Below are 25,312 nucleotides of genomic sequence, written 5' to 3'. Positions count from 1 at the left end.
CGCCGCGGATCAGGCTTGCAGACAGCCGATACCGCCGCCGCCGGAACGGAGCCCTCTAGTACGTGCCCACTGAACGACCGCGCTGAATCCGGCGCCCCGGGTGGTGGGTGCTGACGTGGAATGGCTCCTGCTCGCCGTCGGCCTGCTGTTGGTCTTCGGCACCGGGTTCTTCGTGGCGGTCGAATTCTCGATGATCGCCCTGGACGTCCCCACGGTCCAGCGGCTCGTGGACGAGGGCGACCGCGGCGCGGCACCCCTGCTCCGCTGCCTCAAGTCCCTCTCGACCCAGCTCTCGGCGTGCCAGCTGGGCATCACGCTGACCACCCTGCTGACGGGCTACCTGATGGAGCCCTCGCTCGGGGCCTTGCTCGCCGGGCCGCTGGCCGGCCTCGGCCTGGACGAGGCGACGACCGCGACCGTCTCGATCGTGGTGGCGATGACGGTGGCCACCCTGGCCTCGATGCTGATCGGCGAGCTGATCCCGAAGAACCTCTCGATCGCCCGGTCCATGGCGGTGGGCCGCGCACTGGCCCGGCCGATGCTCGCGTTCTCCCTGGTCTTCCGGCCCGTGATCTTCATCCTCAACGGCTTCTCCAACCGGGTGCTGCACCTGTTCGGCATGGAGGCCAAGGAGGAGATCTCCGGCTCGCGCACCCCGGAGGAGCTGTCCTCCCTGATCCGCCGCTCCGCGGAGAAGGGCACCCTGGACGCCAAGACGGCCGCCTTCGTGGACCGGACACTGCGGTTCTCCGACCGCACCGCGGCCGATGTCATGACCCCCCGGATCCGGATGGAGTCGATCGAGGCGGAGGAGCCCCTGGACGCCGTGATCGAGACCGCCCGCCGGACGGGCTACTCGAGGTTCCCCGTGATCGGGGAGTCCCCGGACGACGTCCGCGGGGTACTGCACGTCAAGAAGGCCGTGGCCGTGCCCCGCACCAAGCGCCCCGAGCTGGTGGCGGCCACCATCATGACCGACGTCGGCCGGGTCCCCGCGACCGTGCACCTGGACCAGCTCCTGGGCGAGCTGCGCGCCGCGAGCCTCCAGGTCGCCATGGTGGTGGACGAGTACGGCGGGACCGCCGGGATGGTCACCCTCGAGGACCTCGTCGAGGAGATCGTCGGCGAGGTCTCCGACGAGCACGACCGCGTGACCCCGGGGGTGCTGCAGACCGCCTCCGGGAAGTGGTTCTTCCCGGGGCTGATGCGGCCGGATGAGATCGGTGCCCAGATCACCACGCTCAAGGTGCCCGAGGACGGGTCCTATGACACGGTCGGCGGCTACATCATGGCCATGCTCGGCCGCGTGGCGGAGCCCGGGGACGTCCTCGAGGTGGACGGCGGCACGCTCGTGGTCGAACGCATGGACGGACGTCGGGTGGACCGGGTCAAGTTCGAGCCGGCCCGCGGGGCCGGGGAACCGCAGCAGGACGAGACGAGCCGGGAGGCCGCGCGATGAGCGACGACGTCATGGGCATCGTGTGGCTGGTCGTGCTGCTGATCGCCAACGCCTTCTTCGTGGGCGGCGAGTTCGCCGTGATGGGTGCCCGCCGCTCCCAGATCGAGCCGAAGGCCGAGGCCGGCTCGGGCCGGGCCAAGACGGCCCTGTTCGCCATGGAGCACGTCAGCCAGATGCTCGCCGTGTGCCAGCTCGGCATCACGGTGTGCTCCCTGCTGATCCTCAACGTCTCCGAGCCGGCCATCCACCATCTGCTGGTCGTCCCGTTGGAGGCCGTGGGGATCCCGACGGCGGTCGCGGACGTCACGGCGTTCGTCATCGCCCTGCTGGTGGTCACCTTCCTGCACGTCACCTTCGGCGAGATGGTCCCGAAGAACGCGGCGGTCTCGATGGCGGACAAGGCCGTCATGCTGTTGGCGACCCCCCTGGTCTGGCTGAACAAGGTCCTGCACCCGGTGATCGTGGCGCTGAACTGGACGGCCAACGTGGTGCTGCGGGCCTTCAAGGTGGAACCGCAGGACGAGGTCAACTCGACCTACACCCTCGAGGAGGTGCAGTCGATCGTGGCGGAGTCCACCCGGACCGGCCTCGTGGACGACGGATCGGGGCTGATCTCCGGCGCGCTGGAGTTCTCCGACTACACGGCCGAGGCCGTCATGGTGCCGATCGCCGACGTGGTGACGCTGGCCGCGGACGTGGCCCCCCAGGCGTTCGAGAAGGCGGTGGGGCGGACCGGGTTCTCCCGCTTCGTGCTGGAGGACGCGGACGGCTCCTACACGGGCTACCTGCACCTGAAGGACGTCATGACGGTGCCGGGGGAGCGTTACCACGAGCCGGTCCCCGTGACGAAGGTCCGCTCCATGGCCAACGTGGCGGTCTCCGACGAGATCGAGGACGCCCTGAGCCTCATGCAGCGCACCGGGTCCCACGTGGCCCGCGTGATCTCCGCGGAGGGCCAGACGGTCGGGGTGCTGTTCCTCGAGGACGTGCTGGAGGTCCTCGTGGGGGAGATCCACGACGCGACGCAGTCCAGCAACCCCGTGAAGCTGCGCGCGCCGGGCCGCTGACTACTCGCGTCGGGCCGCCGACCACTCCCGAGGGCCCGGCCGGTCCGGTTATTGCTAACGGTTCTCATCATGATAGGTTGAATCCCATGGGACCGGGTCGTCCGTCATGGCCCGTCCGCCCGCAACGACCCGCCTGGAAGGCACCCCATGGACCGATCCCCCCGTACCGCCCCCGCACGCCGCCGCGGCCTGCCCCTGCTGGGCCTGGTCGCCGCCGCGTCACTGGCCCTGGCGGGGTGCTCCGCGCCGGAGGGCGCCACCGGCGGGGGTGCGGGCGGCGGCGCGGATGATCCGGTGGCCGTGGCCACCACCACGCAGCTGGGCAGCATCCTCGACCAGGTCGCCACGTGCGCCGGGGCCTCCTCCGCCACCGTGATGGGCCCGGGGGATGACCCGCATGACTTCTCGGCGTCCTCCCGGCAGGTCGCGCAGCTGGCGACCGCCGAGCTGGTGGTCTCCAACGGGCTCGGGCTGGAGGCGGGGCTGCAGACCGCCCTGGACAACGCGGCGGCCGACGGGGCCCGCGTGCTTCAGGTGGCGCCGGCTGTGGACCCCCTGCCCTTCGGCGTCCACTCGGAGGAGCACGCGGACGAGCACGCGGACGAAGACGCGGACGAGCACGAGGAGGACCACACGGACGACGGCCACGGTGCCCACGATGGGCACGATGGGCACGATCATGAGGGCCTGGACCCGCACTTCTGGATGGACGCGGCCCGGATGGCGCGGGCCGCCGAGCTGATCGGGGACGAACTGGCCGAGGCCACCGGCGAGCAGCGGTTCGCGGACTGCGGTGCCGAGGTCTCCGGGGAGCTCGGAGAGGTGGACGCCGAGGTGCGCCGGATCCTGGCGGGGATTCCGGAGAAGAACCGGACCCTCGTGACGGACCACGAGGCCTACGCCTACTTCGCCGAGGCCTATGACTTCGAGATCGGCGGCGTGGTCATCCCGGGCGGTTCCACGGACGCCGAGCCGTCCTCCGGGGACATGGCCGCCCTGGTGGCACAGATGCAGCAGGAGGGCGCGGACGCCCTCGTCACGGGGGCCGGTGGCGGGAACAAGCTCGTGCAGGCACTCTCGGCCGAGACCGGGGGCGAGGTCCCCGTGGTGGAGATCTACGAGGGGGGCATCGGGCCCGAGGGATCGGGTGCGGAGACCTACGCCGAGGCCATGGTGCTCAACGCCCGCACCCTGGCTGAGGCGCTCGCGTGATCGGGGTGGAGTGGGTGCTCGAGCCCTTCGCCCTGGGATTCCAGCAGCGGGCCCTGGTCGGTGGACTGGTGGCCGCCCTGATGTGCTCCGTGGTCGGAGTCTGGCTGGTGCTGCGGGGGATGAGCTTCTTCGGCGACGCCTTCGTGCACGGCGTCATCCCCGGGATCGCCGCCGCCGTCCTCTTCGGGTTCTCCCCCTACCTGGGTGCCGCCGTGGCGGCCGCGGTCATGGTCGGCGGGATGCAGTTGGTCTACCGCACCACCACGCTCAAGGAGGACACCTCGATCGGCCTGCTGTTCGTCGGCATGATGGCCCTCGGCGTGGTCATGATCTCGACCTCCGACTCGTACACGGGGTCCCTGACGGCCATCCTCTTCGGGGACACCCTGGGCGTCAGCTGGGATGACATCCGCGTGCAGTCGATCATGGCCGCGGCCGTGGTGCTCTTCGCCGTGGTGCTCTACCGGCCGCTGATGGCCCTGTCCTTCTCCCCGTCGAAGGCCCGCTCGCTCGGGATGCATCCGGCGCTCACCCACGGCCTGCTGCTGGTGCTCATCGCCACCGCCGTGATCGGCAGTTTCCAGGCGGTGGGGACCCTGCTGGTGTTCGGCCTGCTGGTGGGACCGCCGGCCACCGCCGCGCTGCTCTCCCGGACGGTGCCCCAGATGTTCGCGTGGTCCCTGGCCATCGCGGCCTTCTCCGTGTGGTGCGGGCTCACGCTGAGCTATTACGCCGGCACGGCGGGATCCGCCACCATGTCGCTCGTGCCGATCGTGCTGTTCTTCCTCGTGCTGACCGTGCGGGAGACCGTCCACCGGGTCGGGACCGCGTCCGGCCGGCGGCGCAGCCGACCGGGGCAACAGCCCTCGCCCACCGAAGCGACCGGGGCCACCGGGCGGGTGTCCGCATGAGCGCCGGCGCGACCCCCTCCGGCACCCCCCGCGCCGGCGCTGCCGGGGCCGTCCTCGTGGAGGCCCGCGACCTCGTGCTCGCCCACGGCCGCCAGATCGCGCTGGAATCCTCCTCGTTCCGGGTGCCCCTCGGTGGGGTCACCGCCGTGATCGGCCCCAACGGCTCCGGCAAGTCCACGCTCCTGCAGGCGATCGCGGGAGTCCTGGAGCCGGCGTCGGGCACCCTGACGGTGCTGGGCGGCTCGGTGCGGGAGAACCGCCGGCGGATCTCCTACGTGATGCAGTCCGTGGTGTTCCCGGTGGGCACGCCGATGACGGTCCGGGACGTGGTGCGCATGGGCCGGTATCCCGCGGCCGGCTGGCTGCGGCCCTTCTCCCGGGCCGACCGCGCGGCGGTCTCCGAGGCCATGGCCCAGATGAAGGTGACGGACCTGGCCGGCCGTCACCTCGACGAGCTCTCGGGCGGCCAGCGGCAACGGGTCTACGTGGCCCAGGGGCTGGCGCAGGGCCACGAGGTGCTGATGCTGGACGAGCCCATGACGGGCCTGGACATCACCTCGGCGCGGACGATCGACCGCATCATCCACGCGGAGACCGCCCACGGGCACTCGGTGGTGCTGACCACGCACGACCTGGACGAGGCCCGCGCGGCCGACCACGTGATCCTGGTCCACGGCCGGGTGGTGGCGTCCGGGCCACCGGAGCAGGTCATGACCAGGGCCAACCTCGAGGCCGTCTACGGGCTGGGGTCCCTGCACGGCCCGGCCCCGTCGGCGGGTGAGACCGGGCCGTCAGGGACGGACGTCCCCCTGCTGGTGGACCCGGACTGCACGGTCGAGGCACATCAGGAACGGGAGCAGTCGGGGCAGATCCCGTAGATCTCCACGGTGTGCTCCACCTCGGTGAAGGCGTGCTCCTGGGCGGTCCGGGCGGCCCAGGCCTCCACGGCCGGGGCCTCGATCTCCACCGCCCGGCCGCAGCGCCGGCACATGAGGTGGTGGTGGTGGGTCTGCGCCTCGCAGCGGCGGAACAGCGATTCGCCGTCGTCCGGGTTGAGCACATCCACGAGCCCGTCCTGCTGCTGCTGCTGCAGGATGCGGTACACGGTCGCCAGGGAGACCTGTTCCCCGCGTTCCTTCAACAGGGCGAAGAGCTCCTGGGCGCTGACGAAGTCCTCACGCTCGTCCAGGACCCGGTTCACGGCAGTCTTCTGCCGCGTGGAGCGGCTTTTCACGGGTCCGACGTTCATCGCCTCGAGACTACCAGCGGCGGCGTCCCGAGGGGGCGCGGACGGCCGGGCCCCTGAGGCGAGGATCAAGGGCCTGACGTGGAGGCACGGTCCGGGATAGGGTGGTCCGGTGCCTACTGAGACGACGTTGACCAAGTACGGACATGCCTGCATCCGGCTGGAGAAGTCCGGACGGCGCCTGGTGATCGATCCCGGCTCCTTCACCGATGTCCCCGCGGCCCTCGAAGGGGCCGAACACATCCTCGTGACCCACGAGCACGCCGACCACCTGGACTCCGGACCCGTCCTGGAGTACCTCGCCGCGCAGCCCTCCGTGACGGTCCATGCACCCGCGGCTCCCGCGGCCCGCCTGGCCGAGGCCGCCGTGGCGGCCGGCCTGGACGCCGCGCGGATCATCACCGCCGGCCCCGGGGAGCAGTTCGAGGCGGCCGGCTTCGCGGTCCGCACGGTGGGCGGCCAGCATGCCGTGATCCACCCGCAGATCCCCGTGGTCGCCAACACCGGGTACATCCTCGACGACCTCGTCTACCACCCGGGGGACAGCTATATCGTCCCCTCCGGCCCGGCCCCGGACACCGTGCTGGTGCCGCTGAGCGCACCGTGGAGCAAACTCTCGGAGATGCTGGACTTCATCACCGCGGTGCGGGCGCGGCAGGTGATCCCGGTGCATGACGGCCTGCTCAACGACCGCGGCCTGCCCATGTACCGCCGGCATGCCGGCACCTTCGCCGAGCGCTACGGCTCCGCCCTGACGGTGTTGGAGGAGGGGGAGTCCACGTGGATCGGTTGACGGGCGAGGCCCCCCGGCCCCCCGTGCTCGTGGACGTGGCCGTGCTCGCCGCCTGGCAGGGGCGCCGCACCGCAGCTCCACCGGCCGCAGCTCCGGCCCCCGGCTTCGTGGCCGCGGACCCCGCACCGGCGGCGGACACCCTCAAGGTCCTGGACGTCCGGTGGACCGCACTGGGCGCCGGCACCGGCCATGAGGAGTACCTGCGCGGGCACATCCCCGGGGCCGTGTACGTCAGCATGAACAGCCAATTGGCCGGTCACGACGGTCCCCGTGAGGGGCGGCACCCGCTGCCCGACCCCGCCCGGTTCGGGGACACCGTCCGGATGCTCGGACTCAACGACGGGGACACGGTGGTGGTCTACGACGACGCCCACGGCACCTCCGCGGCGCGGGCCTGGTGGCTGCTGCGGCACGCCGGGATCACCTCGGTCTACCTGCTCGACGGCGGCCTGTCCGCATGGCGGGCCGCCAACCTGCCGCTGCAGGCCGGCGACGTCATCCCGCGGCCCGGGACGGCGCGGACCTCGTGGGGCCAGATGCCGGTGCTGGACCTGGAGGGCGCCGCGGCCCTGCCCGGCCAGGGCGTGCTGCTGGATGCCCGGGCCGCGGAACGCTACCGCGGGGAGACCGAGCCGCTGGACCCCCGGGCCGGGCACATCCCCGGGGCCATCAACGCACCGACCCTGGACAACGTGGACCACACCGGCCGCTTCCGCCCGGCCGAGGAACTCCATGAGAGGTTCCGCCAGCTGGGGGCGCACCGGGCCGGCACCGTGGGCGCCTACTGCGGCTCCGGCGTGAGCGCCGCCCACGAGATCGCCGCGCTGCAGGTGGCGGGGATCCCGGCGGCCCTGTTCCCGGGCTCGTGGTCGGCCTGGTCGAACACCCCCGGGCGGCCCGTGGCCACCGGGGACCGGCCGTGACACCCGCACCGCGTGGACCGATGCCGGTCCCGCGGGGCAGGATCGAGGCAGCACTGAGCCGGAGACAGCCGGATCAGAGAGAGCCAGCCCAGAAACAGCCAGCCCAGGACCCGCCAGGAGGACACACCATGACCACCGTCTTCACCCGCATCATCAACGGGGAACTGCCCGGCCGCTTCGTCTGGAAGGACGAGACGTGCGTGGCGTTCCTGTCCATCGGACCGCTGACCCACGGGCACACCCTGGTGGTGCCGCGCGCCGAGGTCGACAAGTGGACGGAGGCGGAGCCGGAGCTCGTGTCCCACCTGGTCCGGGTGGCCCAGGCCATCGGCACGGTCCAGGTCCAGGCCTTCGACGCCCAGCGCGCCGGGCTGATGGTGGCCGGCTACGAGGTCCCGCACCTGCACGTGCACGTCTGGCCCTCCAACTCGTTGGACGACTTCGACCTGGACCAGGTGGACAACCACCCGGAACCGGCCGACCTCGACGAGGCCGCCGAGAGGATCCGCGCCGGGCTCCGGGTGGCCGGACACGCCGAGTTCGTGCCTGAGGCCTGACAACGGAGACCTGACTACACCGCCGCCTTCAGGGCCTGGCGCACCCGCTTCTCCGAGACGGAGACGGCCGTGCCCAGGTCCTGGGCGAAGTAGCTGACCCGCAACTCCTCGATCAGCCAGCGCACCGAGTCCAGGGCGGGCGTCACGGCCCGCCCGGCCGGCAGCGAGGCCACGGCGGCGTCGAAGGCATCCTCCAGCTGCTGGACCACGGCCATGTCCCGGGAGTCCCGCTGCACGTGCCCGCCCGCCGTGAGCTTCTCGATCCGCCGCTGCATGCCCTGCAGGTATCGGGGCAGGTGCTGCAGGTGCGCCCAGCCCGTGGCCGCGATGAAGCCGTCGAACACGAGCTGGTCCAGCTGGGCCTTGATGTCGTTCAGCGCCGGGGCCATGGCCAGCGAGACCGTGCCCTTGAGCTCCTTGCGGACTCCGGTGGCGAGCGCGAGGACCTGGGCCACCAGCGCCGTGACGGTGAAGACGGTCTCGATCAACTCCGCCCGCACCGTGGTGGACAGCGCGCGGAACTGGGCCTCGGTGAACGGCGGGGACTCGGGCACCAGGCGGTCCACGGCCGCCCGGGTGCAGTCGGCGATCACCTCGTCCACCGAGCCGTGCGGGTTCTGCGTGAACATCAGCTTCTCCCGCTGGTCCAGGTGGTCCAGGACGTAGCGCCGCGGGCTGGGGACCAGCGCCAACAGCAGGTTCACGACGCCGGCCCGGTGTGCGGCCTGTTGTTCCGCCTCGGTGCGGAACACGGTCAACCCCGCGGCCGGTGCGCCGGACGGGCCGGTCTCCGGCGTCAGGGCCGGGTAGCCGGTGATCTGCTGGGTGCCGGCGCCCGCGCGGACCGTCGTGTCGACCTTCCGCGGGATGTCCCCGACGGTCCAGTCGTCCAGGCCGTGCCGCTCGTCGAATGCCGCGAGGGCCGGGGCGTCGGCCCCTGACGCGTGGGCCGGCCGGGCACCCGGGGCGAGGTTCGCGGGGGAGGGGGCGCCGCCGTCGGGCCCCTGCTGCTCCGGCCGGTGCCCGTCCGGTGGGCCGCCGTCCCGGGAGGCCCGGGCCAGGGAGTCGGCGATCGCCGAGCGGTTCGCCCCGGCGAGCCGGTCCTGCAGGGCGGCCAGGTCCTGACCGGCGCCGATGATGGCCCCGCGGGCATCCTCCACGCGGTAGTCCGGCACCAGGTGCGCGGGGACGGCCGCCAGGTCCCAGGAGCCCGGCGGGATCAGCACGCCCTTCATCCGGCGCAGGGCCAGTTCGAGGGACGGCAGCAACCCGTCCGTGGCCGGGTCGGCCTCCTGTGCCAGCTGCTCGACGGCGGCGCGCGCCACGTCCGGGGCCGGCACGAAGTTCTTCCGCACCGCCTTGGGCAGCGAGCGGATCAGGGCCGTCACCAGCTCCACGCGCAGGCCCGGCACGAGCCAGCGGAACCGCTCCGGGTCCATCTGGTTCAGCATCAGCACCGGGATCGTGACGGTGATGCCGTCCGATTCCCCGGCACCGGCCGCGGGGTTGAAGTCATAGGACAGCGCCAGGTCGATCCCGCCGCCGGCGGTGGGGTGGTGGAACACGGTGGGGAACTGGGCCGTGTCCAACTCCCCGGTGTCCACGGCCAGCAGCGACTCCGGGTCGAAGTCGAGCAGGTCCGGGGCCTGCTGGCGGGTCTTCTTCCACCAGGAGTCGAAGTGCCGCTCGGAGACCACGGTGGCCGGGAGCCGGGCGTCGTAGAAGTCGAACAGGTCCTGGTCGGAGACGCGCAGGTCGCGGCGCCGCAGCCGCGTCTCGAGGTCCTCCACCTCGGCCAGCGCCCGGCGGTTGCGGGCGAAGAAGTGGTGCCGGGTCTTCCAATCGCCCTCCACGAGGGCGTGGCGGATGAACAGCTCGCGGGAGCCGGCCGGATCGATCCGCCAGAACTGCACTTGCCGGTCCGGGATGAGGGTGAGGCCGAAGAGGGTGACCTTCTCCCGGGCCACCACCGAGCCGGAGCGCCTGGACCAGTGGGGCTCGTTGTAGGTCCGCTTGGCCAAGGCACCGGCCGCGTCCACCGCCCACAGCGGGTCGATCTTCGCCACCATGCGAGCCCACAGCCGGGAGGTCTCCACCAACTCGGCGGCCATCACGAACGCGTGGCGCTTCTTGAACAGCGCCGAGCCGGGGAACACCGCGAACCGGGTGTTGCGCGCGCCCTGGTAGTCGCGTCGGCGCTCGTCCCACGCCCCGATGTGGGACAGCAGGCCCGTCAGCAGGGAGCGGTGGACCGGCTCGTGCTGGCCCACCGGATCCACCGGCCCTGCGGACACCGAGATCCCCAGGGGCTTGGCCAGCTGGCGCAGCTGCTGCACCAGGTCCTGCCACTCCCGCACCCGCAGGTAGTTGATGTGCTCGGAACGGCACATCCGGCGGAACTGGTTCCCGGAGAGCTCCTTCTGCTGCTGACGCAGATAGGCCCACAGGTTCAGCAGGGAGGAGAAGTCCGAGTTCTCGTCCTTGAACCGGGCGTGCATCTCGTCTGCCTGGGCCCGCTGCTCGGTGGGGCGCTCGCGCGGGTCCTGGATCGTCAGGGCCGCCGCCAGGACCATGACCTCACGCACGCAGCCGCGCTCTCCGGACTCCACGATCATCCGCCCCAGGCGCGGGTCCACGGGCAGCCGGGCCAGCTTCCGCCCGACCGGGGTGATGGTGCCCTGGGGGTAGGAACGCCCCGTCCCGTCCGGTCGGCCCGAGTTCAGCGCGCCGAGTTCGGTCAGCAGGTTCGCGCCGTCGGTGACCTGCCGGGAGTCCGGCGGCTGCAGGAAGGGGAAGTCGCCGACGTCGGCCGGGGTGCGGGCCACGCCCATGGAGCACATCTGCAGGATGACGGCCGCGAGGTTCGTGCGCAGGATCTCCGGGTCCGTGAACTCCGGCCGGGACGCGAAGTCCTCCTCGGAGTACAGCCGGATCGCGATCCCGTCCGAGGTACGCCCCGCACGGCCCGAACGCTGGTTGGCGCTGGCCTGGCTGATGCGCTCGATCGGCAGCCGCTGGACCTTGGTGCGGTGCGAGTACCGGGAGATGCGCGCCGTGCCGGTGTCGATGACGTACTTGATCCCCGGCACGGTCAACGAGGTCTCGGCCACGTTGGTGGCCAGCACGATGCGCCGGGCCCGCCCCGGGGAGAAGACCCGGTGCTGCTCGGCCATGGAGAGCCGGCCGTACAGCGGCAGGATCTCCGCGTCGCCGAGGCGCCGGTTGGCCGCGACGCGGGGGGCGAGCGCCTCGGCGGCATCGCGGATCTCGCGCTCGCCGGAGAAGAACACCAGGATGTCCCCGTCGGGCTCCCGGGAGAGCTCGTCGACGGCGTCGCAGACGGCATCCACGGGGTCCCGGTCGTCCTCGCCGTCCGCCTCCCGGGCGGCGGCCTCGTCGTCCGGATCATCCGGATCGTGCTCGGGGCGCGGGGTCTGCAGGGGCCGGTAGCGGATCTCGACCGGGTAGGTGCGGCCGGAGACCTCGATGACGGGCGCGGGCTCGGGTGTGGCGCCGTCGGACTGCGCGCCGGCCGTGGCCGGCCGGGCGAAATGCGCGGCGAAGGACTCCGGGTCGATGGTCGCCGAGGTGATGATGACGCGCAGGTCCGGGCGCTGCGGGACGAGTCGCTTGAGGTATCCGAGGAGGAAGTCGATGTTGAGGCTGCGCTCGTGGGCCTCGTCGATGACGATCGCCGCGTATCGGCTCAGCATCGGATCGTGCTGGATCTCGGCGAGCAGGATGCCGTCCGTCATGACCTTGAGGCGGGTCTGAACCGAGGTCTGGGACGTGAACCGGACCTGATAGCCGACGTCGGCGCCGATCTCGGTGCCCATCTCCTGGGCGATGCGTTCGGCCACCGAGCGGGCGGCGAGGCGCCGGGGCTGGGTGTGCCCGATCATCTTGGACGCGTCCAGGACGCCCTGCTGCGCCAGCTCGAGGAGCATCTTGGGCAGCTGGGTGGTCTTGCCCGAGCCCGTCTCGCCGGCCACGATCACGACCTGGTGGTCCCGGATGGTGTCCATGATGGTGTCCCGTTCGGCGGACACCGGCAGGTTCGGCGGGTACTCCAGGCGGAGTGGGGGGCGGGGCGGGGAGTCGGGGGCGGCGGAGGCGTCGGACATGGCATCGGCCAGTCTACGGGGGTCGCCTGAACCGCCCAGCCGGCGGGGGGTGCGGGGGCGCCTCCGAGCGGAGGATCTGCCGGGAGCGGACGGGAAGCGCCGTGTGGGGCCCGCTGCGTGGACGAATCCGCCTCGGAACCGATGGTGACCTTCGTCACGTCCAGAATTCACGGGCCATGGGCGCCGGACGCGTGGCATGGGTGCCGTGTGGCGGCCGACACGTCTATCGTGGGATACCGTCGTACTCCGGATCATCCCCGCACCGGCGCATCCGCGCCTGGCCGGGGTACGCGGTGGTGAAAGGACCCCCTCATGCTCGCCAGTCAGAGAACCCGCACCCGACTGCGCGGTGGTGCCGTCTTGGCCGTGACCGCCCTCGCCCTGACCGCCTGCGGCGGCGCCGACGGTGGCGGCGGAGACGCCGAGCCGCAGGGCAACGGCAGCGAGGCCGCCGCCGAGTCCTACACCATCGGCGTCTCGCAGCTGGTGTCGCATGCCTCCCTGGACGCGGCCCTCGAGGGCTTCGAAGCCGGGATCGAGGAGTCCGGGCTGGACGTCACCCTGGACGTCCAGAACGCCCAGGGTGACCAGGCGACCGCCAACACGATCGCCGGCACCTTCGCCTCGGGCGACTACGACCTCGTGCTGGCCATCGCGACCCCGGCCGCCCAGGCCGCGGCCCAGGCCGTCACCAACGTGCCGGTGCTGTTCACGGCCGTCACCGACCCGGTGAGCGCCAAGCTCGTCGAGTCAAATGAGGCCCCGGGCGGCAACGTCACGGGCACCTCGGACGCGAACCCGGTCCTGGAGCAGCTGACGCTGCTGACCGAGCTGGACCCCGAGGCCGAACGGGTCGGCATCGTCTACTCCTCCGGCGAGGCCAACTCCGAGATCCAGGTGGAATGGGCCAAGGAGGCCGCCGAGGAGCTCGGCCTTCAGATCGTCGAGGCCACCGTCTCCAACTCCTCGGAGGTGCAGCAGGCCGCGAGCTCGCTGTCGGACGTCGACGCCATCTACGTGCCCACGGACAACGCAGTCGTGACCGCCCTGGAGACCCTGATCGGGGTGGCGCAGGACCGCCAGATCCCGCTGATCCCCGCCGAGGGTGATTCCGTGGCGCGCGGCGGCGTGGCCACCTACGGCCTCAGCTACGAGAAGCTCGGGGCCCAGACCGCCGAGATGGCCGTCCGCATCCTGACCGAGGGCGCCGATCCGGCCACCATGCCGGTCGAGACGTTGACCGAGCCCGAGTTGTACGTGAACCCCGAGGCCGCCGAGTCGATGGGGGTCGACATCCCGCAGTCGGTCCTCGACGAGGCCGACCACGTGGTGGGCGGGGAGTAGGCAGCCACCCATGACCACCGCCATCGAACTGGGCGTGATCTACGCGATCATGGCCCTCGGGGTCTACGTGACCTTCCGCATCCTGGACTTCCCGGACCTGACGGTGGACGGTTCGTTCACCACGGGGGCCGCGGTCGCCGCCATCTCGATCACCAACGGGGTCAACCCGTATCTGACGTTCCTGATGGCCTTCGGGGCGGGGTTCCTGGCTGGGGTCATCACCGGGCTGCTGCACACCAAGGGGCGCATCAACGGCCTGTTGGCGGGCATCCTGACCCAGATCGCGCTCTACTCGGTCAACCTGCGGATCATGGCCGGGCCCAACATCCCCCTGCTGGGGGAGGAGACCGCCGTCACCCCGCTCAAGGACGCCGGGCTGATGGGCGGATGGGGATCCATCGGCATCTTCGCCGCCGTGGCCATCCTGTTGGGCCTGGCCCTGGTGTGGTTCCTGCACACCGACCTCGGCCTGGCCCTGCAGGCCACGGGGGACAACGAGAAGATGATCCGCTCCTACGGGGTGAACACGGACAACCAGAAGATCCTGGGGCTCGCGCTGTCCAACGGGCTCGTCGGCCTCAGCGGGGCCGTGGTCGCCCAGTACCAGGGCTTCGCGGACATCGGCATGGGCATCGGCCTGATCATCGCCGGTCTCGCCTCCGTGATCGTCGGCCAGGCCATCCTCGGCACCCGCACGATCCTGGTCGCCGTGATGGCCGTCATCCTCGGCTCGGTGCTCTACCGGGTGGCCATCCAGCTGGCCCTCATGGCCGGGCTGGACCCGAACGACATGAAGCTCATCTCGGCCGTGCTGGTGGTCATCGCCCTGGTCGTGCCCCAGTTGCCGTTCTTCCGGCGTCGGAAGTCGCTGGTCAACCGGGCCGACCCGGACAGTGCGGCCGCCGCGGGAGCCGAGGCGCCGGCGTCGTCCCCCGCCCCGGTGACTGATTCCGCCGCCGGTTCCACGAGCGGAGGGACCCGCTGATGCTGAGTCTGACCCAGGTCGACAAGACCTTCTTCCCGGGCACCGTCAACGAGCGCCGCGCCCTGCGCGGCATCGACCTGCACCTGGCCGAGGGCGACTTCGTCACGGTCATCGGCTCCAACGGTGCCGGCAAGTCCACGGTGCTCAACGTCATCTCCGGCGAGCTGGCGCCGGACACCGGCACCGTCACGGTGGACGGGCGCAACGTCACCAAGCTCCCGGACCACCGGCGGGCGGCCCTCGTGGGCCGGGTCTTCCAGGACCCGATGGCGGGCACCGCCCCGCACCTGTCCATCGAGGAGAACATGGCGATCGCGGACAAGCGCGGTGCCTCCCGGCTGTTCGCCCGCGGGGTCACCGCCGCCAAGCGCCGTCGCTTCGCCACGGAGCTGGCCGTGCTGGAGCTGGGCCTGGAGAACCGGCTCAAGGCCAAGGTCGGACTGCTCTCCGGCGGTCAGCGGCAGGCCCTCAGCCTGCTGATGGCCACGTTCTCGGATCCGCGGATCCTGCTGCTGGACGAGCACACCGCCGCCCTCGATCCCCAGCGGGCCGAGCTCGTGACCCGGCTGACCGAACAGATCGTCACGGACCGGAAGCTGACCACCCTGATGGTCACCCACAACATGGAGCAGGCGCTGCGCGTGGGCAACCGCCTGGTCATGATGCATGACGGCCGGATCATCCTCGACCTCGACGAGGAGCAGAAGCGCGGCAAGACGGTGCGTGACCTGCTGGGGGAGTTCGAGAAGATCAAGGGCGCCGCCCTGGACGACAAGACCCTGCTGCAGTAGGGCACGCCGTCTGGTGATCCGCGGCCCCGCGTGGAAGGGTGACAGCATCCCACTCGCCATCCCACTCGCAGACGCACCCCTGATGAGGATCCCATGGATACGACCTTCAAACTCATAGCCATCCTGTTGTACTTCGCGGCCATGCTGGCCATCGGGTTCTACGCCTCCCGGAAGAACAACGACCTCGACGACTACATGCTGGCGGGCCGCCGGCTGCCGCCCTTCGTCGCGGCCCTGTCCGCCGGCGCCTCGGACATGTCCGGCTGGCTGCTGCTGGGCCTGCCGGGCGCCATCTACGCCTTCGGCCTGGTCGAGGCCTGGATCGCGGTCGGCCTGACCATCGGTGCGTGGCTGAACTGGAAGTTCATCGCCCCGCGCCTGCGGGCCTACACGGAGGTCTCCCGGAACTCCATCACCATCCCCTCGTTCCTGGAGAACCGGTTCCGCGACCGCAGCCACATGCTGCGGATCGTGGCCGGCGCCATCGTGCTGGTCTACTTCACCTTCTACGTGTCCTCCGGCATGGTGGCCGGCGGCAAGTTCTTCGAGTCCTCCTTCGGCTCGACCTACCTGGCCGGCATGTTCCTGGTGGCGGGGGTCACCCTGGTCTACACCCTGTTCGGCGGATTCCTCGGCGCCTCCCTGACGGACGTGGTCCAGGGCCTGCTCATGTTCGCGGCCCTGATGGCGGTCCCGATCGTGGCGATCATCAACATCGGCGGCTGGGGCGAGATGGTCGACTCCATCCGCACGGCAGACGCCGCGCTGGGAGAGGGCACGAACCGTCTGTCCTTCGTGGCCAATGCCACCGGGGTTGGGGTCATCTCGGCGCTGGCCTGGGGACTGGGCTACTTCGGGCAGCCGCACATCATCGTCCGGTTCATGGCACTGCGCTCCTCCAAGGACGCCGTGGTGGGCCGCCGCATCGGCATCACCTGGATGGCCCTGTGCGCCTTCGGCGCCGTCATGACCGCACTGGTCGGCATCGCCTACTTCCAGGCGAACCCGGACCTCACCATCGACGACCCGGAGACCGTGTTCCTGCTGCTGTCCCAGATCCTGTTCCACCCCTTCGTGGCCGGCCTGGTGCTGGCCGCCGTGCTGGCGGCCGTCATGTCCACGATCTCCTCCCAGCTGATCGTGTGCTCCTCCGCCCTCGTGGAGGACCTCTACAAGCTCTTCGGCCGCAAGGCCAGCGCCCGGACGGAGCTGTGGCTGGGACGGGGTGGCGTGATCGTCGTGGCCGTGGTCGCCATCCTCATCGCCTTGGACCCCGAGGCGAGCGTGCTGGATCTCGTGGCCTTCGCCTGGGCCGGCTTCGGCGCCTCCTTCGGTCCGATCGTGATCCTCGCGCTGTTCTGGAAGGGGTTCAACAACTGGGGCGCATTGTCCTCCCTCGTGGTCGGTGCCGTGATCGTGTTCTGGTGGGGCAACATGCCGGACGAGGCCTGGGGTGGGATGTTCCAGATGTACGAGATCGTGCCCGGCTTCGTGCTCGCCGCGATCGTCGGGACCGTCGTCTCGCTGTCGACGCAGCGCCCGAAGGACGCTGCTGCCGCCGAGGCGACCGCCGAGATCAGCGCCGAGTTCGACGAGGCCGTGGCCGTGTCCAAGGGCAAGGAGCACGTCGCGCCGCTCCGCTGACGCCGTTCACCTGACGCCGCTCACCTGGCGCCGTTCACCTGACGCCGCTCATCTGCCGGCGCGCGGGCGGGGCCACCGCGGTGAAGTCCATGTAGGCCTGCCCGTCGTCCTGCAGCGTCCCGGCCGCATAGCCCAGCAGCGCCCCGGCAGGGCCCTCCGCCACCACCGTGTGATAGGCCGAGGCCAGCTGGGCGGCCGTCGCGTACGCCGCGCCGAATTCCGCGGCGTGCAGCGGATCCAGGAGCACGACGTCGGCCGGCACCATCCGCCGGATGCGCACCCCGGGTGCCGGGCCGGCGTCGGGCAGGGCCCAGGCGGAGGCCTGGGCGGCGGAGGCCACGAGGGCAAGGTTCACCTCGGTGGCGCTGAAGCCGAGCCGATCCGCGAGGGCGGCCAGGGCCGTGTTCGCCAGGTGTCCGCACAGCTCCACGTGGGTGATGTCCGCGGGGAGCTGACGGTCGATCGCCGCCAGGAGGGCGGGCCCGTGCCGCTCGACCGCGTCGGGCGCACCCCAGAGGCCGTGGATCCAGGCCATGGAGGGCTCGGCGTCCCAGTCCACCGTGCACGCGGCGAGGATCTCACCGTCGTCTCGGCCACCGGAGCGGACCGCACGCCAGCCGGCCAGCCACGGCCGGTCCAGTCCGTCCAACTCGGCCTCGATCCCGGCGGGGTCCTCGCCCAGGTAGGCCGTCGAGGCTGCGGGGTCCTGCTGGCAGGCGACGATGAACGCCAAGGCCTCGCCCCTGCCGGTGGTGCGCTGGATCTGTGGCTCTTCGGTCATGGCTGCATGCTCTGCCCCTACGCTGGTCGGATGGAAGAGCTGGCCGGCCGGATGGACGAGTTGACGGAACACCGCTGGGGATCCGATGCGCCCGGGCAGCCGTGGCTCGGCTTCGACGCCGGGGGGCGGCTGTACGGGTCAGACGGGTGCAACCGGCTGATGGGCCAGTGGACGGTGGCGGGAACGGCGGGGGATCGGCTCGAGTTCGGACGCCTGGTCTCGACCATGATGTTCTGCCGCGACGTGGACACCTGGTTGCTCGGGGCGGTAGCAGCCCGGTGGGTCCGGGATCCGGCGGGCGGACGGCTGGAGATCAGCAACGCCGCCGGTGACGTGATCGGGGTGCTGGAGCGGCAGGAGACCGCGACGGGCCTCAGCTGATGTCACATGATGGTGCCCCCGGCAGGAATCGAACCTGCGGCCTTCTGCGCCGGAGGCAGACGCTCTATCCCCTGAGCTACGGAGGCGGGGGTCCGTGACCGGCGTGCCGATCGGACTGTGTCACCCTACCGCATCGGTGGCCGTGGCGAAAACCCGGTGCGTTGACGGCGGGGGCCCGCCGGAACATTAGACTGTTGCGGGTGACCCCCGAAGACCTTTCCACAGCCCTGACCACGTGCCTGCAGGATGCCGTCGACGCCGGCGAGATCTCGGTTGCGGTTCCCGCCACCTTGAAGGTGGAACGGCCCAAGAACCGAGAGCACGGCGACTGGGCCACCAATGCGGCCATGCAACTGGGCAAGCAGGCCGGCCTGGCCCCCCGTGACCTGGCCGCGCTGCTGGCCACCCGACTGCGCCGGGTCCCCGGCATCGCCGGCGTGGACATCGCCGGGCCCGGATTCCTGAACATCACCCTGGACGCTGCGGCCGCCGGTGAACTGGCCCGCACGGTGGTGGAGGCCGGCGCCGGGTACGGCCGCAACACCGCCCTGGCCGGTCACGTGGTGAACATGGAGTTCGTCTCCGCCAACCCCACCGGGCCGCTGCACATCGGCCACACCCGCTGGGCCGCGCTCGGCGACGCCGTCTCCCGGTTGCTGCGCGCCTCGGGCGCCGAGGTCACGGCCGAGTACTACATCAACGACGCCGGCCACCAGATGAACGTGTTCGCCCAGTCCGTCCATCACCGGCTGCACGGGCTGCCCGTGCCGGAGGGCGGGTACCCCGGCGAGTACATCCAGGACCTGGCCCGGCAGGTCTCCGCCGCCCACCCTGACCTGAAGACCCTCACCGAGCAGGCGGCCCTGCCGATCATCCGCGAGTCCGCCTACGAGCTGCAGATGCGGGACATCCGGGACACCCTGGAGGCCTTCGGCGTGCACTTCGACGTCTGGTTCTCCGAGCAGCAGCTGCACTCCTCCGGCGCCATCGAGGGCGCGGTGCAACGCCTGCGTGAGCAGGGCCATATCGAGGACCGGGACGGCGCCGTCTGGCTGCGCACCACGGACTTCGGCGACGACAAGGACCGCGTGCTGATCCGTGCGAACGGTGAGCCGACCTACTTCGCGGCGGACGCCGCCTACTACCTGTCCAAGAAGGACCGCGGCTTCACCGAGAAGATCTACCTGCTGGGCGCCGACCACCACGGGTACGTGGGCCGCCTCAAGGCCATCGCCGCCTGCGCCGGGGACGACCCGCAGCGCAACATCGAGGTGCTCATCGGCCAGCTCATCTCCGTCAACGGGGCCAAGCTGTCCAAGCGGGCCGGCAACATCATCGAGCTCAAGGACCTGGTCGAGTGGCTGGGCGCGGACGCGTTGCGCTACTCGCTGGCCCGGTACCCGGCGGATTCCCCGATCACCATCGACCCGGAGATCCTGACCTCCAGGACCAACGACAACCCGGTCTTCTACGTGCAGTACGCCCACGCCCGGTCCAAGGGGGCGTCGCGCACGGCCGAGGCGGCCGGCGTCGACCGGTCCGCCTTCGACGCCGCCCTGCTCACGCACCCGACGGAATCGGACCTGCTGGCCCGGCTGGGGGAGTTCCCCTCGATCGTGGCGACCGCGGCGCAGCTCCGCGAGCCCCACCGGGTGGCCCGCCACCTCGAGGTCCTGGCCGGCGCGTACCACTCCTGGTACGCCGCGTGCCGGATCGTCCCGGCGACCACGGACGAGGGCACCGGGGAGATCACGCACACCAACCGCACCCGCCTGTGGCTGAACGAGGCCACCGCCCAGGTGCTCGCCAACGGACTCGACCTGCTGGGCGTCAGCGCCCCGGAACGGATGTGAGCATGAATGCCTCAACTGCTTCAACTGCCGGCGCCTCACCCCTGGCCCCCGCGTGGCTCGAGTACCCCGCGGACCCGAATGCGCTGGTCACCAAGCTCTGGGCCGCCGGCGTGCAGCGGAACCACGACGGCGAGATCGCCGTCCAGGGGTTGAGCGCCTCCCAGCTCGCACGGGACTACGGCACACCGCTGCTGGTGCTGGACGAGGACGACTTCCGCGCCCGCGCCCGGGCCTTCCGGGACGCCTTCAACGAGGCCTTCGCCGACCTCTGCGGGGGAGTGGACGTGTACTACGCGGGCAAGTCCTTCCTGTGCACCTCTGCCGCGCGCTGGGTCGCCGAGGAGGGCCTGCGCCTGGACACCGCCTCCGGAGGGGAGATGGCCACCGCGCTGCGCGCCGGAGTCGACCCCGCCCATATCGGGCTGCACGGCAACAACAAGTCCGACGCGGAGATGCGCCGTGCCCTGGCCGCCGGGGTGGGGCGCATCGTGGTCGACTCCCTGGATGAGCTGGACCGGCTCGCCGAGCTGGCCGCGGAGTCCGGCGCGGTGGCCCCGGTCATGCTCCGACTGACCCCGGGGGTGCACGCCCACACCCATGAGTTCATCGCCACGGCCCATGAGGACCAGAAGTTTGGGCTCTCGATGGCGGGCGGCCCGGCCAGCCAGGCGGGTCAGGCCGTGGCGCGGGCCCTGGCGGCCGGGTCCATCGACCTGCGGGGGCTGCACTGCCACATCGGCTCCCAGATCTTCGAGGCCGACGGTTTCGGCGTCGCCGCCCGCAAACTGCTGGGCTTCCTCGCCGAGATCGAGGCCGAGCACGGCGTCGCGCTGGAGGAACTGGACCTGGGCGGCGGCCACGGGATCGCGTACACGGCCGCCGACTCCCCCCGGGCCCCGGCGGACATCGCCACCACGCTGGCCGGCGTGGTGCGGGCCGCCTGTCAGGAGTTGGGGATGGACTGCCCCCGGATCTCGATCGAGCCGGGCCGGGCCATCTCCGGGCCGGCGGGGCTCACCCTGTACGAGGCCGGCGTACGCAAGACCGTCACGGTGGACGCTCCCGGGGAGCAGGCGGCTCAGGAGGGGCAGGGGGGCCAGACGGTCCACTCCCGCCGCTACCTCTCGGTGGACGGCGGCATGAGTGACAACCCCCGGCCGGTGCTCTATGAGGCGGACTACTCAGTGGCCCTGGCCTCCCGGACCTCCACGGCCGAGGCCGTGCTCTCCCGGGTGGTCGGCAAGCACTGCGAATCCGGGGACATCGTGGTCAAGGACGCCTACCTGCCCGAGGACGTGGGCCGCGGGGACCTGCTGGCCGTGCCCGCCACGGGCGCGTACTGCCACTCCCTGTCCAGCAACTACAACATGCTCACCCGTCCGGCCGTCGTCGCCGTGCGGGACGGCTCGGCCCGGGTCATCATCCGGCGCGAGACCGAGGAGGACCTCTTCGCCCGCGAGACCGGGTTGTAGAGGCCGGATCGTCGAGACCGGGTTGCAGAGGTCGTAGCGACCGGGCCGTCGTGAACGATGTGCCGTGAATGAACTGTCGAGAACGCGCTGCAGAATCCGGCCGGTAGAGTCCGGCCTGAACCTGAGCACCAGAACCATCGGAGGACCATGACCGCCACCACCCCGGCCGCCCGCGAGGCCACGCCGCAGGCCTCGCCCCAGGCTCTGAAGATCGCCCTGCTCGGTGCCGGCACCGTCGGCTCCCAGGTGGCCCGCATCCTCACGGAGGACGCCGAGATGCTGGCGGCCCGGGTGGGGGCCCGCCTCGAGCTGGCCGGCGTCTTCGTCCGGAACCCGGACGGTGTCCGCGACTACCAGCTGCCCCGTGAGCTCTACACCACGGACGCCGAGGCGCTCGTGGACTCCGCGGACATCGTGGTGGAGCTGATGGGCGGCATCGAGCCGGCCAAGACGCTCATCGAGCGCGCCATCGCCCACGGCTCGGCCGTCGTCACCGGCAACAAGGCGCTGCTGGCCCAGAGCGGGTCGGAACTGTTCCGGGCGGCCGCGGAGGCGGGCACCCAGCTCTCCTTCGAGGCCTCGGTGGCCGGGGCCATCCCGATCCTGCGTCCGCTCCGGGACTCCCTGGCCGGGGACACCGTCACCCGGGTGATGGGCATCGCCAACGGGACCACGAACTACATCCTGGATCAGATGGACTCCACGGGGGCCACCTTCGACGACGCCCTCGCCGATGCCCAGGCCCTGGGCTACGCGGAGTCCGACCCGACGGCGGACATCGAGGGCCATGACGCCGCCGCCAAGGCCGCCATCCTCGCCAACCTGGCCTTCCACGCGCCGTTCCGGATCGACGAGGTCCACTGCGAGGGCATCACCCGGATCACGGCGGCGGACAACGAGGCGGCCTCCGAGGCCGGCTACGTCATCAAGCTGCTGGCGATCGCCGAGCGGATCACCGCCGGCGACGGTACGGCCGGGGCGGTGCTGCGCGTCCACCCGACCCTGCTGCCCCGGGAGCACCCGCTGGCCGCCGTGCGCGGGGCCTTCAACGCCGTCTTCGTGGAGGCCGAGAACGCCGGTGAGCTGATGTTCTACGGACCCGGCGCCGGCGGCGCCCCGACGGCCAGCGCCGTCATGGGGGACATGGTCTCCATCGCCCGCCGCCTGGTCCGGGGTGGCCCCGGACGGACCCATACGCCGAAGTCCGTGGTGCCGGCCCTGCCCGTGGGGGAGGCCCGGACGAGCTACATGGTGGTGCTGCGCGTGGCGGACCGCCCCGGCGTGCTGGCCGCGATCGCCTCCTCCGTGGCAGAGCACGGCGTCTCGATCGTCTCCATGCGGCAGGTGCCGCTGGCCGAAGACGACCTCGTGGCGGAGGAATCCGAGGAGGAGTACACCGACGAGGCGCCGGAGTCGGTCCTGCGGATCATCACGCACGAGGCGAAGGAACAGGATCTGGCGGCCACCGTGGTCGCCCTCGAGCAATTGGACGCGGTGACCGAAGTGGTCTCGGTCCTGCGAGTCGAAGGGAACTGAACACAGTGGCACATCAATGGCGCGGGGTCATCCGCGAGTACGCCGACCGCCTGCCCGTTAGCGAGGGCACCCGGGTGGTCACCCTGGGTGAGGGTGGGACGCCGCTGATCGAGGCACCCGCACTGTCCGAGCTCGTCCAGGGCGAGGTCTGGGTCAAGTTCGAGGGGATGAACCCGACCGGTTCCTTCAAGGACCGTGGCATGACCATGGCCATCACCGCGGCCGTGGAGCAGGGCGCCAAGGCCGTGGTCTGCGCCTCCACCGGCAACACCTCGGCCTCCGCCGCGGCCTATGCCACCCAGGCGGGACTGACCTGCGCCGTGCTGGTGCCGGACGGCAAGATCGCCATGGGCAAGCTGTCCCAGGCCATCGCCCACGGGGCCACCCTGCTGCAGGTGGACGGCAACTTCGACAACTGCCTCGACGTGGCCCGCAAGCTCAGCGAGAACTACCCGGTGTTCCTCGTGAACTCGGTGAACCCCAACCGCATCGAGGGGCAGAAGACCGGCGCCTTCGAGGTGGTGGACGCCCTAGGGGACGCGCCCGACTACCACCTGCTGCCCGTGGGCAACGCCGGCAACATCACGGCCTACTGGAAGGGCTACCGGGAGTACTCCCAGCCCTACACGAACCCGCACCCCGGCGCCGCGGCCGGTGAGCTGCCGCCCGTCGCCACGAAGACCCCCGTCATGTGGGGTTTCCAGGCCGCCGGTTCCGCCCCGATCGTGCTGGGCCACCCCGTCACCGAGCCGGACACCATCGCCACCGCCATCCGGATCGGCAACCCCGCCTCCTGGGAGCAGGCCGAGGCCGCACGTGACGAGTCCGGCGGGTTGATCGACTCCGTGACGGACGAGGAGATCCTGGCGGCCCACCGGTGGCTGTCCGCCAAGGAGGGCGTGTTCGTCGAGCCGGCCTCCGCGGCCGGGGTCGCAGGCCTGATCAAGCAGCACGGCCTCGGCAACGTGCCGGCCGGCAAGCGGTGGGTCATCACCGTGACCGGCCACGGCCTGAAGGACCCACAGTGGGCCCTGCGCAACGCCGACGGCTCGGACGTGGAGCCCCAGAAGGTGCCGTTCGACGTCGTCGCCGTGGCCGACGCCCTCGGACTCGCCTGATGGGCGGGGCGTTGAACTGCGTCCCCGCCGGGCTCACGGTCTCGGTCTCCGTCCCGGCCACCTCGGCCAACCTCGGCCCGGGGTTCGACTCCATGGGCCTCGCCCTCGACCTGCGGGACGAGGTGACCGTGACCACGCAGGCCGAGGGCTTCGTGGCCGAGGTGAGCGGCGAGGGGGCCGGCCAGGTCCCGGGTGACGGCTCGCACCTGGTCATCGCCACCCTGCGGGCGCACCTGCGCGAGCGCGGCTGGGACGTGGCCGGCCTCACGCTCGCCGCGACCAACCGGATCCCGCACGGCCGTGGTCTTGGCTCCTCGGCGGCGGCCCATGCCAGCGCCGTCCTGCTGGCCGATGCCCTGCTGCCGGAGGGTGAACGCGGCACCGACGCCGAGCTGCTCGACGCCGCCTCACGGCTCGAGGGCCATCCGGACAACGTGGCCCCGGCCCTCGCCGGCGGCCTGACGGTCTCCTGGGACGACGGCGGCCGGTACCGTTCGGCCTTCATCCAGCCGCATTCCGCGGTGCGACCGGTGGTGGCCATCCCGGAGCACCCGCTCAGCACCGAGACGGCCCGCGGGCTGTTGCCGGCCCAGGTGCCCCACCGGGTGGCCGCCGCGAACTCCGGCCGCGCCGGCCTGCTGGTGCACGCGGTGACGCAGGACCCCTCCCTCCTGCTGCCGGGCACCCGGGACTGGCTGCACCAGGACTACCGCGAGCCGGCGATGCCGGAGTCCGTGGCCCTGGTGCATGCCCTCCGCGACCAGGGGCTGGCCGCCGTGGTCTCCGGGGCCGGGCCGACGGTGATGGTCCTGGCCGTGGGACCCGAGCAGGAGCAGTCCGCACAGGCCGCCATGCGGGACCGGCTCGCGGACTCCGGACAGTCGTGGCGTGTCAGCATTCTGCCCGTGGACTCCGTGGGTGCTAAGGTGAGGGTACACCGTTCAGGCCAGCCCACTTCGGGCTGAAGTCGACCGGGATCCACCAGTACGTGGAGATCCCGTGGTCGGTGGGAATCCAGGCTCCACGAGGATCGATCGGTCCCTAGGGCTCCGGCCTGTCTTGGCTCCTCGGATTCCACTTCCCCGGATCGTCTCTGATCCGGAATCGAACCCCGG

Annotated in this window: 21 protein-coding genes and 1 tRNA gene; 18 read left to right on the top strand and 4 right to left on the bottom strand. The window is 71.4% G+C overall.

From position 1 onward, the window contains the following. Window positions 1-115: 115 nt before the first annotated feature. The 5 genes from AB0K08_RS13135 to AB0K08_RS13115 all read left to right on the top strand — a co-directional run bounded on the left by AB0K08_RS13135 (window position 116) and on the right by AB0K08_RS13115 (window position 5,527). Window positions 116-1,459 carry a hemolysin family protein gene (locus AB0K08_RS13135; protein WP_363355158.1) on the top strand — a complete coding sequence of 448 codons (1,344 nt, stop codon included), beginning with the start codon at window positions 116-118 and terminating at the stop codon, window positions 1,457-1,459. Further along, window positions 1,456-2,526, top strand: coding sequence for a hemolysin family protein (locus tag AB0K08_RS13130; RefSeq protein WP_363355156.1), 1,071 nt, complete (start codon window positions 1,456-1,458; stop codon window positions 2,524-2,526). The genes AB0K08_RS13135 and AB0K08_RS13130 overlap by 4 nt, the downstream gene beginning before the upstream one ends. Before the next feature lie 147 nt (window positions 2,527-2,673). Next, complete coding sequence (locus tag AB0K08_RS13125) at window positions 2,674-3,738, top strand: metal ABC transporter substrate-binding protein (protein ID WP_363355154.1); 1,065 nt, start codon at window positions 2,674-2,676, stop codon at window positions 3,736-3,738. Beyond that, window positions 3,735-4,649: a metal ABC transporter permease gene (locus AB0K08_RS13120; RefSeq protein WP_363355152.1), complete on the top strand. Its 915-nt coding sequence runs from the start codon at window positions 3,735-3,737 to the stop codon at window positions 4,647-4,649. Before AB0K08_RS13125 ends, AB0K08_RS13120 begins: the two co-directional genes overlap by 4 nt. After that, window positions 4,646-5,527 (top strand): ABC transporter ATP-binding protein, encoded by an 882-nt coding sequence (locus AB0K08_RS13115; RefSeq protein WP_363355150.1) that lies wholly within the window; start codon window positions 4,646-4,648, stop codon window positions 5,525-5,527. The genes AB0K08_RS13120 and AB0K08_RS13115 overlap by 4 nt, the downstream gene beginning before the upstream one ends. Here the strand turns inward: AB0K08_RS13115 and AB0K08_RS13110 are convergent. After that, a complete protein-coding gene (locus AB0K08_RS13110; RefSeq protein WP_363355148.1) occupies window positions 5,494-5,898 on the bottom strand; it encodes a Fur family transcriptional regulator in 405 nt (134 codons plus the stop codon). The two genes, AB0K08_RS13115 and AB0K08_RS13110, sit on opposite strands and share 34 nt — an antisense overlap. Window positions 5,899-6,007: 109 nt before the next feature. Here AB0K08_RS13110 and AB0K08_RS13105 point away from each other — a divergent pair, with 109 nt between their 5' ends. From AB0K08_RS13105 to AB0K08_RS13095, 3 genes are all read left to right on the top strand, one after another. Further along, window positions 6,008-6,688: an MBL fold metallo-hydrolase gene (locus AB0K08_RS13105; RefSeq protein ID WP_363355146.1), complete on the top strand. Its 681-nt coding sequence runs from the start codon at window positions 6,008-6,010 to the stop codon at window positions 6,686-6,688. Further along, window positions 6,676-7,611 carry a sulfurtransferase gene (locus AB0K08_RS13100; protein WP_363355144.1) on the top strand — a complete coding sequence of 312 codons (936 nt, stop codon included), beginning with the start codon at window positions 6,676-6,678 and terminating at the stop codon, window positions 7,609-7,611. Before AB0K08_RS13105 ends, AB0K08_RS13100 begins: the two co-directional genes overlap by 13 nt. A 128-nt stretch (window positions 7,612-7,739) precedes the next feature. After that, window positions 7,740-8,168 (top strand): HIT family protein, encoded by a 429-nt coding sequence (locus AB0K08_RS13095; protein ID WP_363355142.1) that lies wholly within the window; start codon window positions 7,740-7,742, stop codon window positions 8,166-8,168. Between the two features lie 14 nt (window positions 8,169-8,182). Here AB0K08_RS13095 and hrpA read toward each other — a convergent pair whose 3' ends face one another. Further along, window positions 8,183-12,292 (bottom strand): ATP-dependent RNA helicase HrpA, encoded by a 4,110-nt coding sequence (gene hrpA, locus AB0K08_RS13090; protein WP_363355141.1) that lies wholly within the window; start codon window positions 12,290-12,292, stop codon window positions 8,183-8,185. Window positions 12,293-12,604: 312 nt separating this feature from the next. Between hrpA and AB0K08_RS13085 the strand changes: the two genes are divergently transcribed. From AB0K08_RS13085 to putP, 4 genes are all read left to right on the top strand, one after another. After that, entirely contained in the window at window positions 12,605-13,636 is a 1,032-nt protein-coding gene (locus AB0K08_RS13085; protein ID WP_363355139.1) for an ABC transporter substrate-binding protein, read from the top strand. Window positions 13,637-13,646: 10 nt separating this feature from the next. Further along, window positions 13,647-14,621: an ABC transporter permease gene (locus AB0K08_RS13080; RefSeq protein WP_363355137.1), complete on the top strand. Its 975-nt coding sequence runs from the start codon at window positions 13,647-13,649 to the stop codon at window positions 14,619-14,621. Further along, the gene (locus AB0K08_RS13075; protein WP_363355135.1) at window positions 14,621-15,412 is read left to right on the top strand and encodes an ABC transporter ATP-binding protein; all 792 of its coding nucleotides are present in this window, start codon (window positions 14,621-14,623) and stop codon (window positions 15,410-15,412) included. The genes AB0K08_RS13080 and AB0K08_RS13075 overlap by 1 nt, the downstream gene beginning before the upstream one ends. A gap of 93 nt (window positions 15,413-15,505) precedes the next feature. Then, window positions 15,506-17,056 carry a sodium/proline symporter PutP gene (putP, locus tag AB0K08_RS13070; RefSeq protein ID WP_363355133.1) on the top strand — a complete coding sequence of 517 codons (1,551 nt, stop codon included), beginning with the start codon at window positions 15,506-15,508 and terminating at the stop codon, window positions 17,054-17,056. A 34-nt stretch (window positions 17,057-17,090) separates the two neighbouring features. Here the strand turns inward: putP and AB0K08_RS13065 are convergent, their stop codons facing one another. Next, complete coding sequence (locus AB0K08_RS13065) at window positions 17,091-17,837, bottom strand: GNAT family N-acetyltransferase (RefSeq protein ID WP_363355131.1); 747 nt, start codon at window positions 17,835-17,837, stop codon at window positions 17,091-17,093. A gap of 30 nt (window positions 17,838-17,867) precedes the next feature. Here AB0K08_RS13065 and AB0K08_RS13060 point away from each other — a divergent pair, with 30 nt between their 5' ends. Then, window positions 17,868-18,218 carry an META domain-containing protein gene (locus tag AB0K08_RS13060; RefSeq protein ID WP_363355129.1) on the top strand — a complete coding sequence of 117 codons (351 nt, stop codon included), beginning with the start codon at window positions 17,868-17,870 and terminating at the stop codon, window positions 18,216-18,218. A 10-nt stretch (window positions 18,219-18,228) separates the two neighbouring features. Here the strand turns inward: AB0K08_RS13060 and AB0K08_RS13055 are convergent. Beyond that, a tRNA-Arg gene (locus tag AB0K08_RS13055) sits at window positions 18,229-18,304 on the bottom strand. Between the two features lie 114 nt (window positions 18,305-18,418). On the opposite strand from AB0K08_RS13055, the gene argS reads away from it, so the two are divergent. The 5 genes from argS to thrB all read left to right on the top strand — a co-directional run bounded on the left by argS (window position 18,419) and on the right by thrB (window position 25,162). Next, window positions 18,419-20,071 (top strand): arginine--tRNA ligase, encoded by a 1,653-nt coding sequence (gene argS, locus AB0K08_RS13050; protein WP_363355127.1) that lies wholly within the window; start codon window positions 18,419-18,421, stop codon window positions 20,069-20,071. A 2-nt stretch (window positions 20,072-20,073) separates the two neighbouring features. After that, complete coding sequence (lysA, locus tag AB0K08_RS13045; RefSeq protein WP_363355125.1) at window positions 20,074-21,543, top strand: diaminopimelate decarboxylase; 1,470 nt, start codon at window positions 20,074-20,076, stop codon at window positions 21,541-21,543. 147 nt (window positions 21,544-21,690) lie between these two features. Beyond that, window positions 21,691-23,079, top strand: a complete 1,389-nt coding sequence (locus tag AB0K08_RS13040; RefSeq protein WP_363355124.1) for a homoserine dehydrogenase — start codon at window positions 21,691-21,693, stop codon at window positions 23,077-23,079. 5 nt (window positions 23,080-23,084) lie between these two features. Continuing rightward, entirely contained in the window at window positions 23,085-24,197 is a 1,113-nt protein-coding gene (thrC, locus tag AB0K08_RS13035; RefSeq protein ID WP_363355122.1) for a threonine synthase, read from the top strand. Continuing rightward, on the top strand, window positions 24,197-25,162 hold the full coding sequence (thrB, locus tag AB0K08_RS13030; protein ID WP_363355120.1) for a homoserine kinase: 966 nt from the start codon (window positions 24,197-24,199) through the stop codon (window positions 25,160-25,162). Before thrC ends, thrB begins: the two co-directional genes overlap by 1 nt. The last annotated feature ends 150 nt before the right edge of the window (window positions 25,163-25,312 follow it).

This window comes from Citricoccus sp. NPDC055426, assembly GCF_040677445.1.
In the GTDB taxonomy this organism is placed as follows: Bacteria; Actinomycetota; Actinomycetes; order Actinomycetales; family Micrococcaceae; genus Citricoccus.
This window is presented reverse-complemented; position numbering and strand designations above follow the sequence as displayed.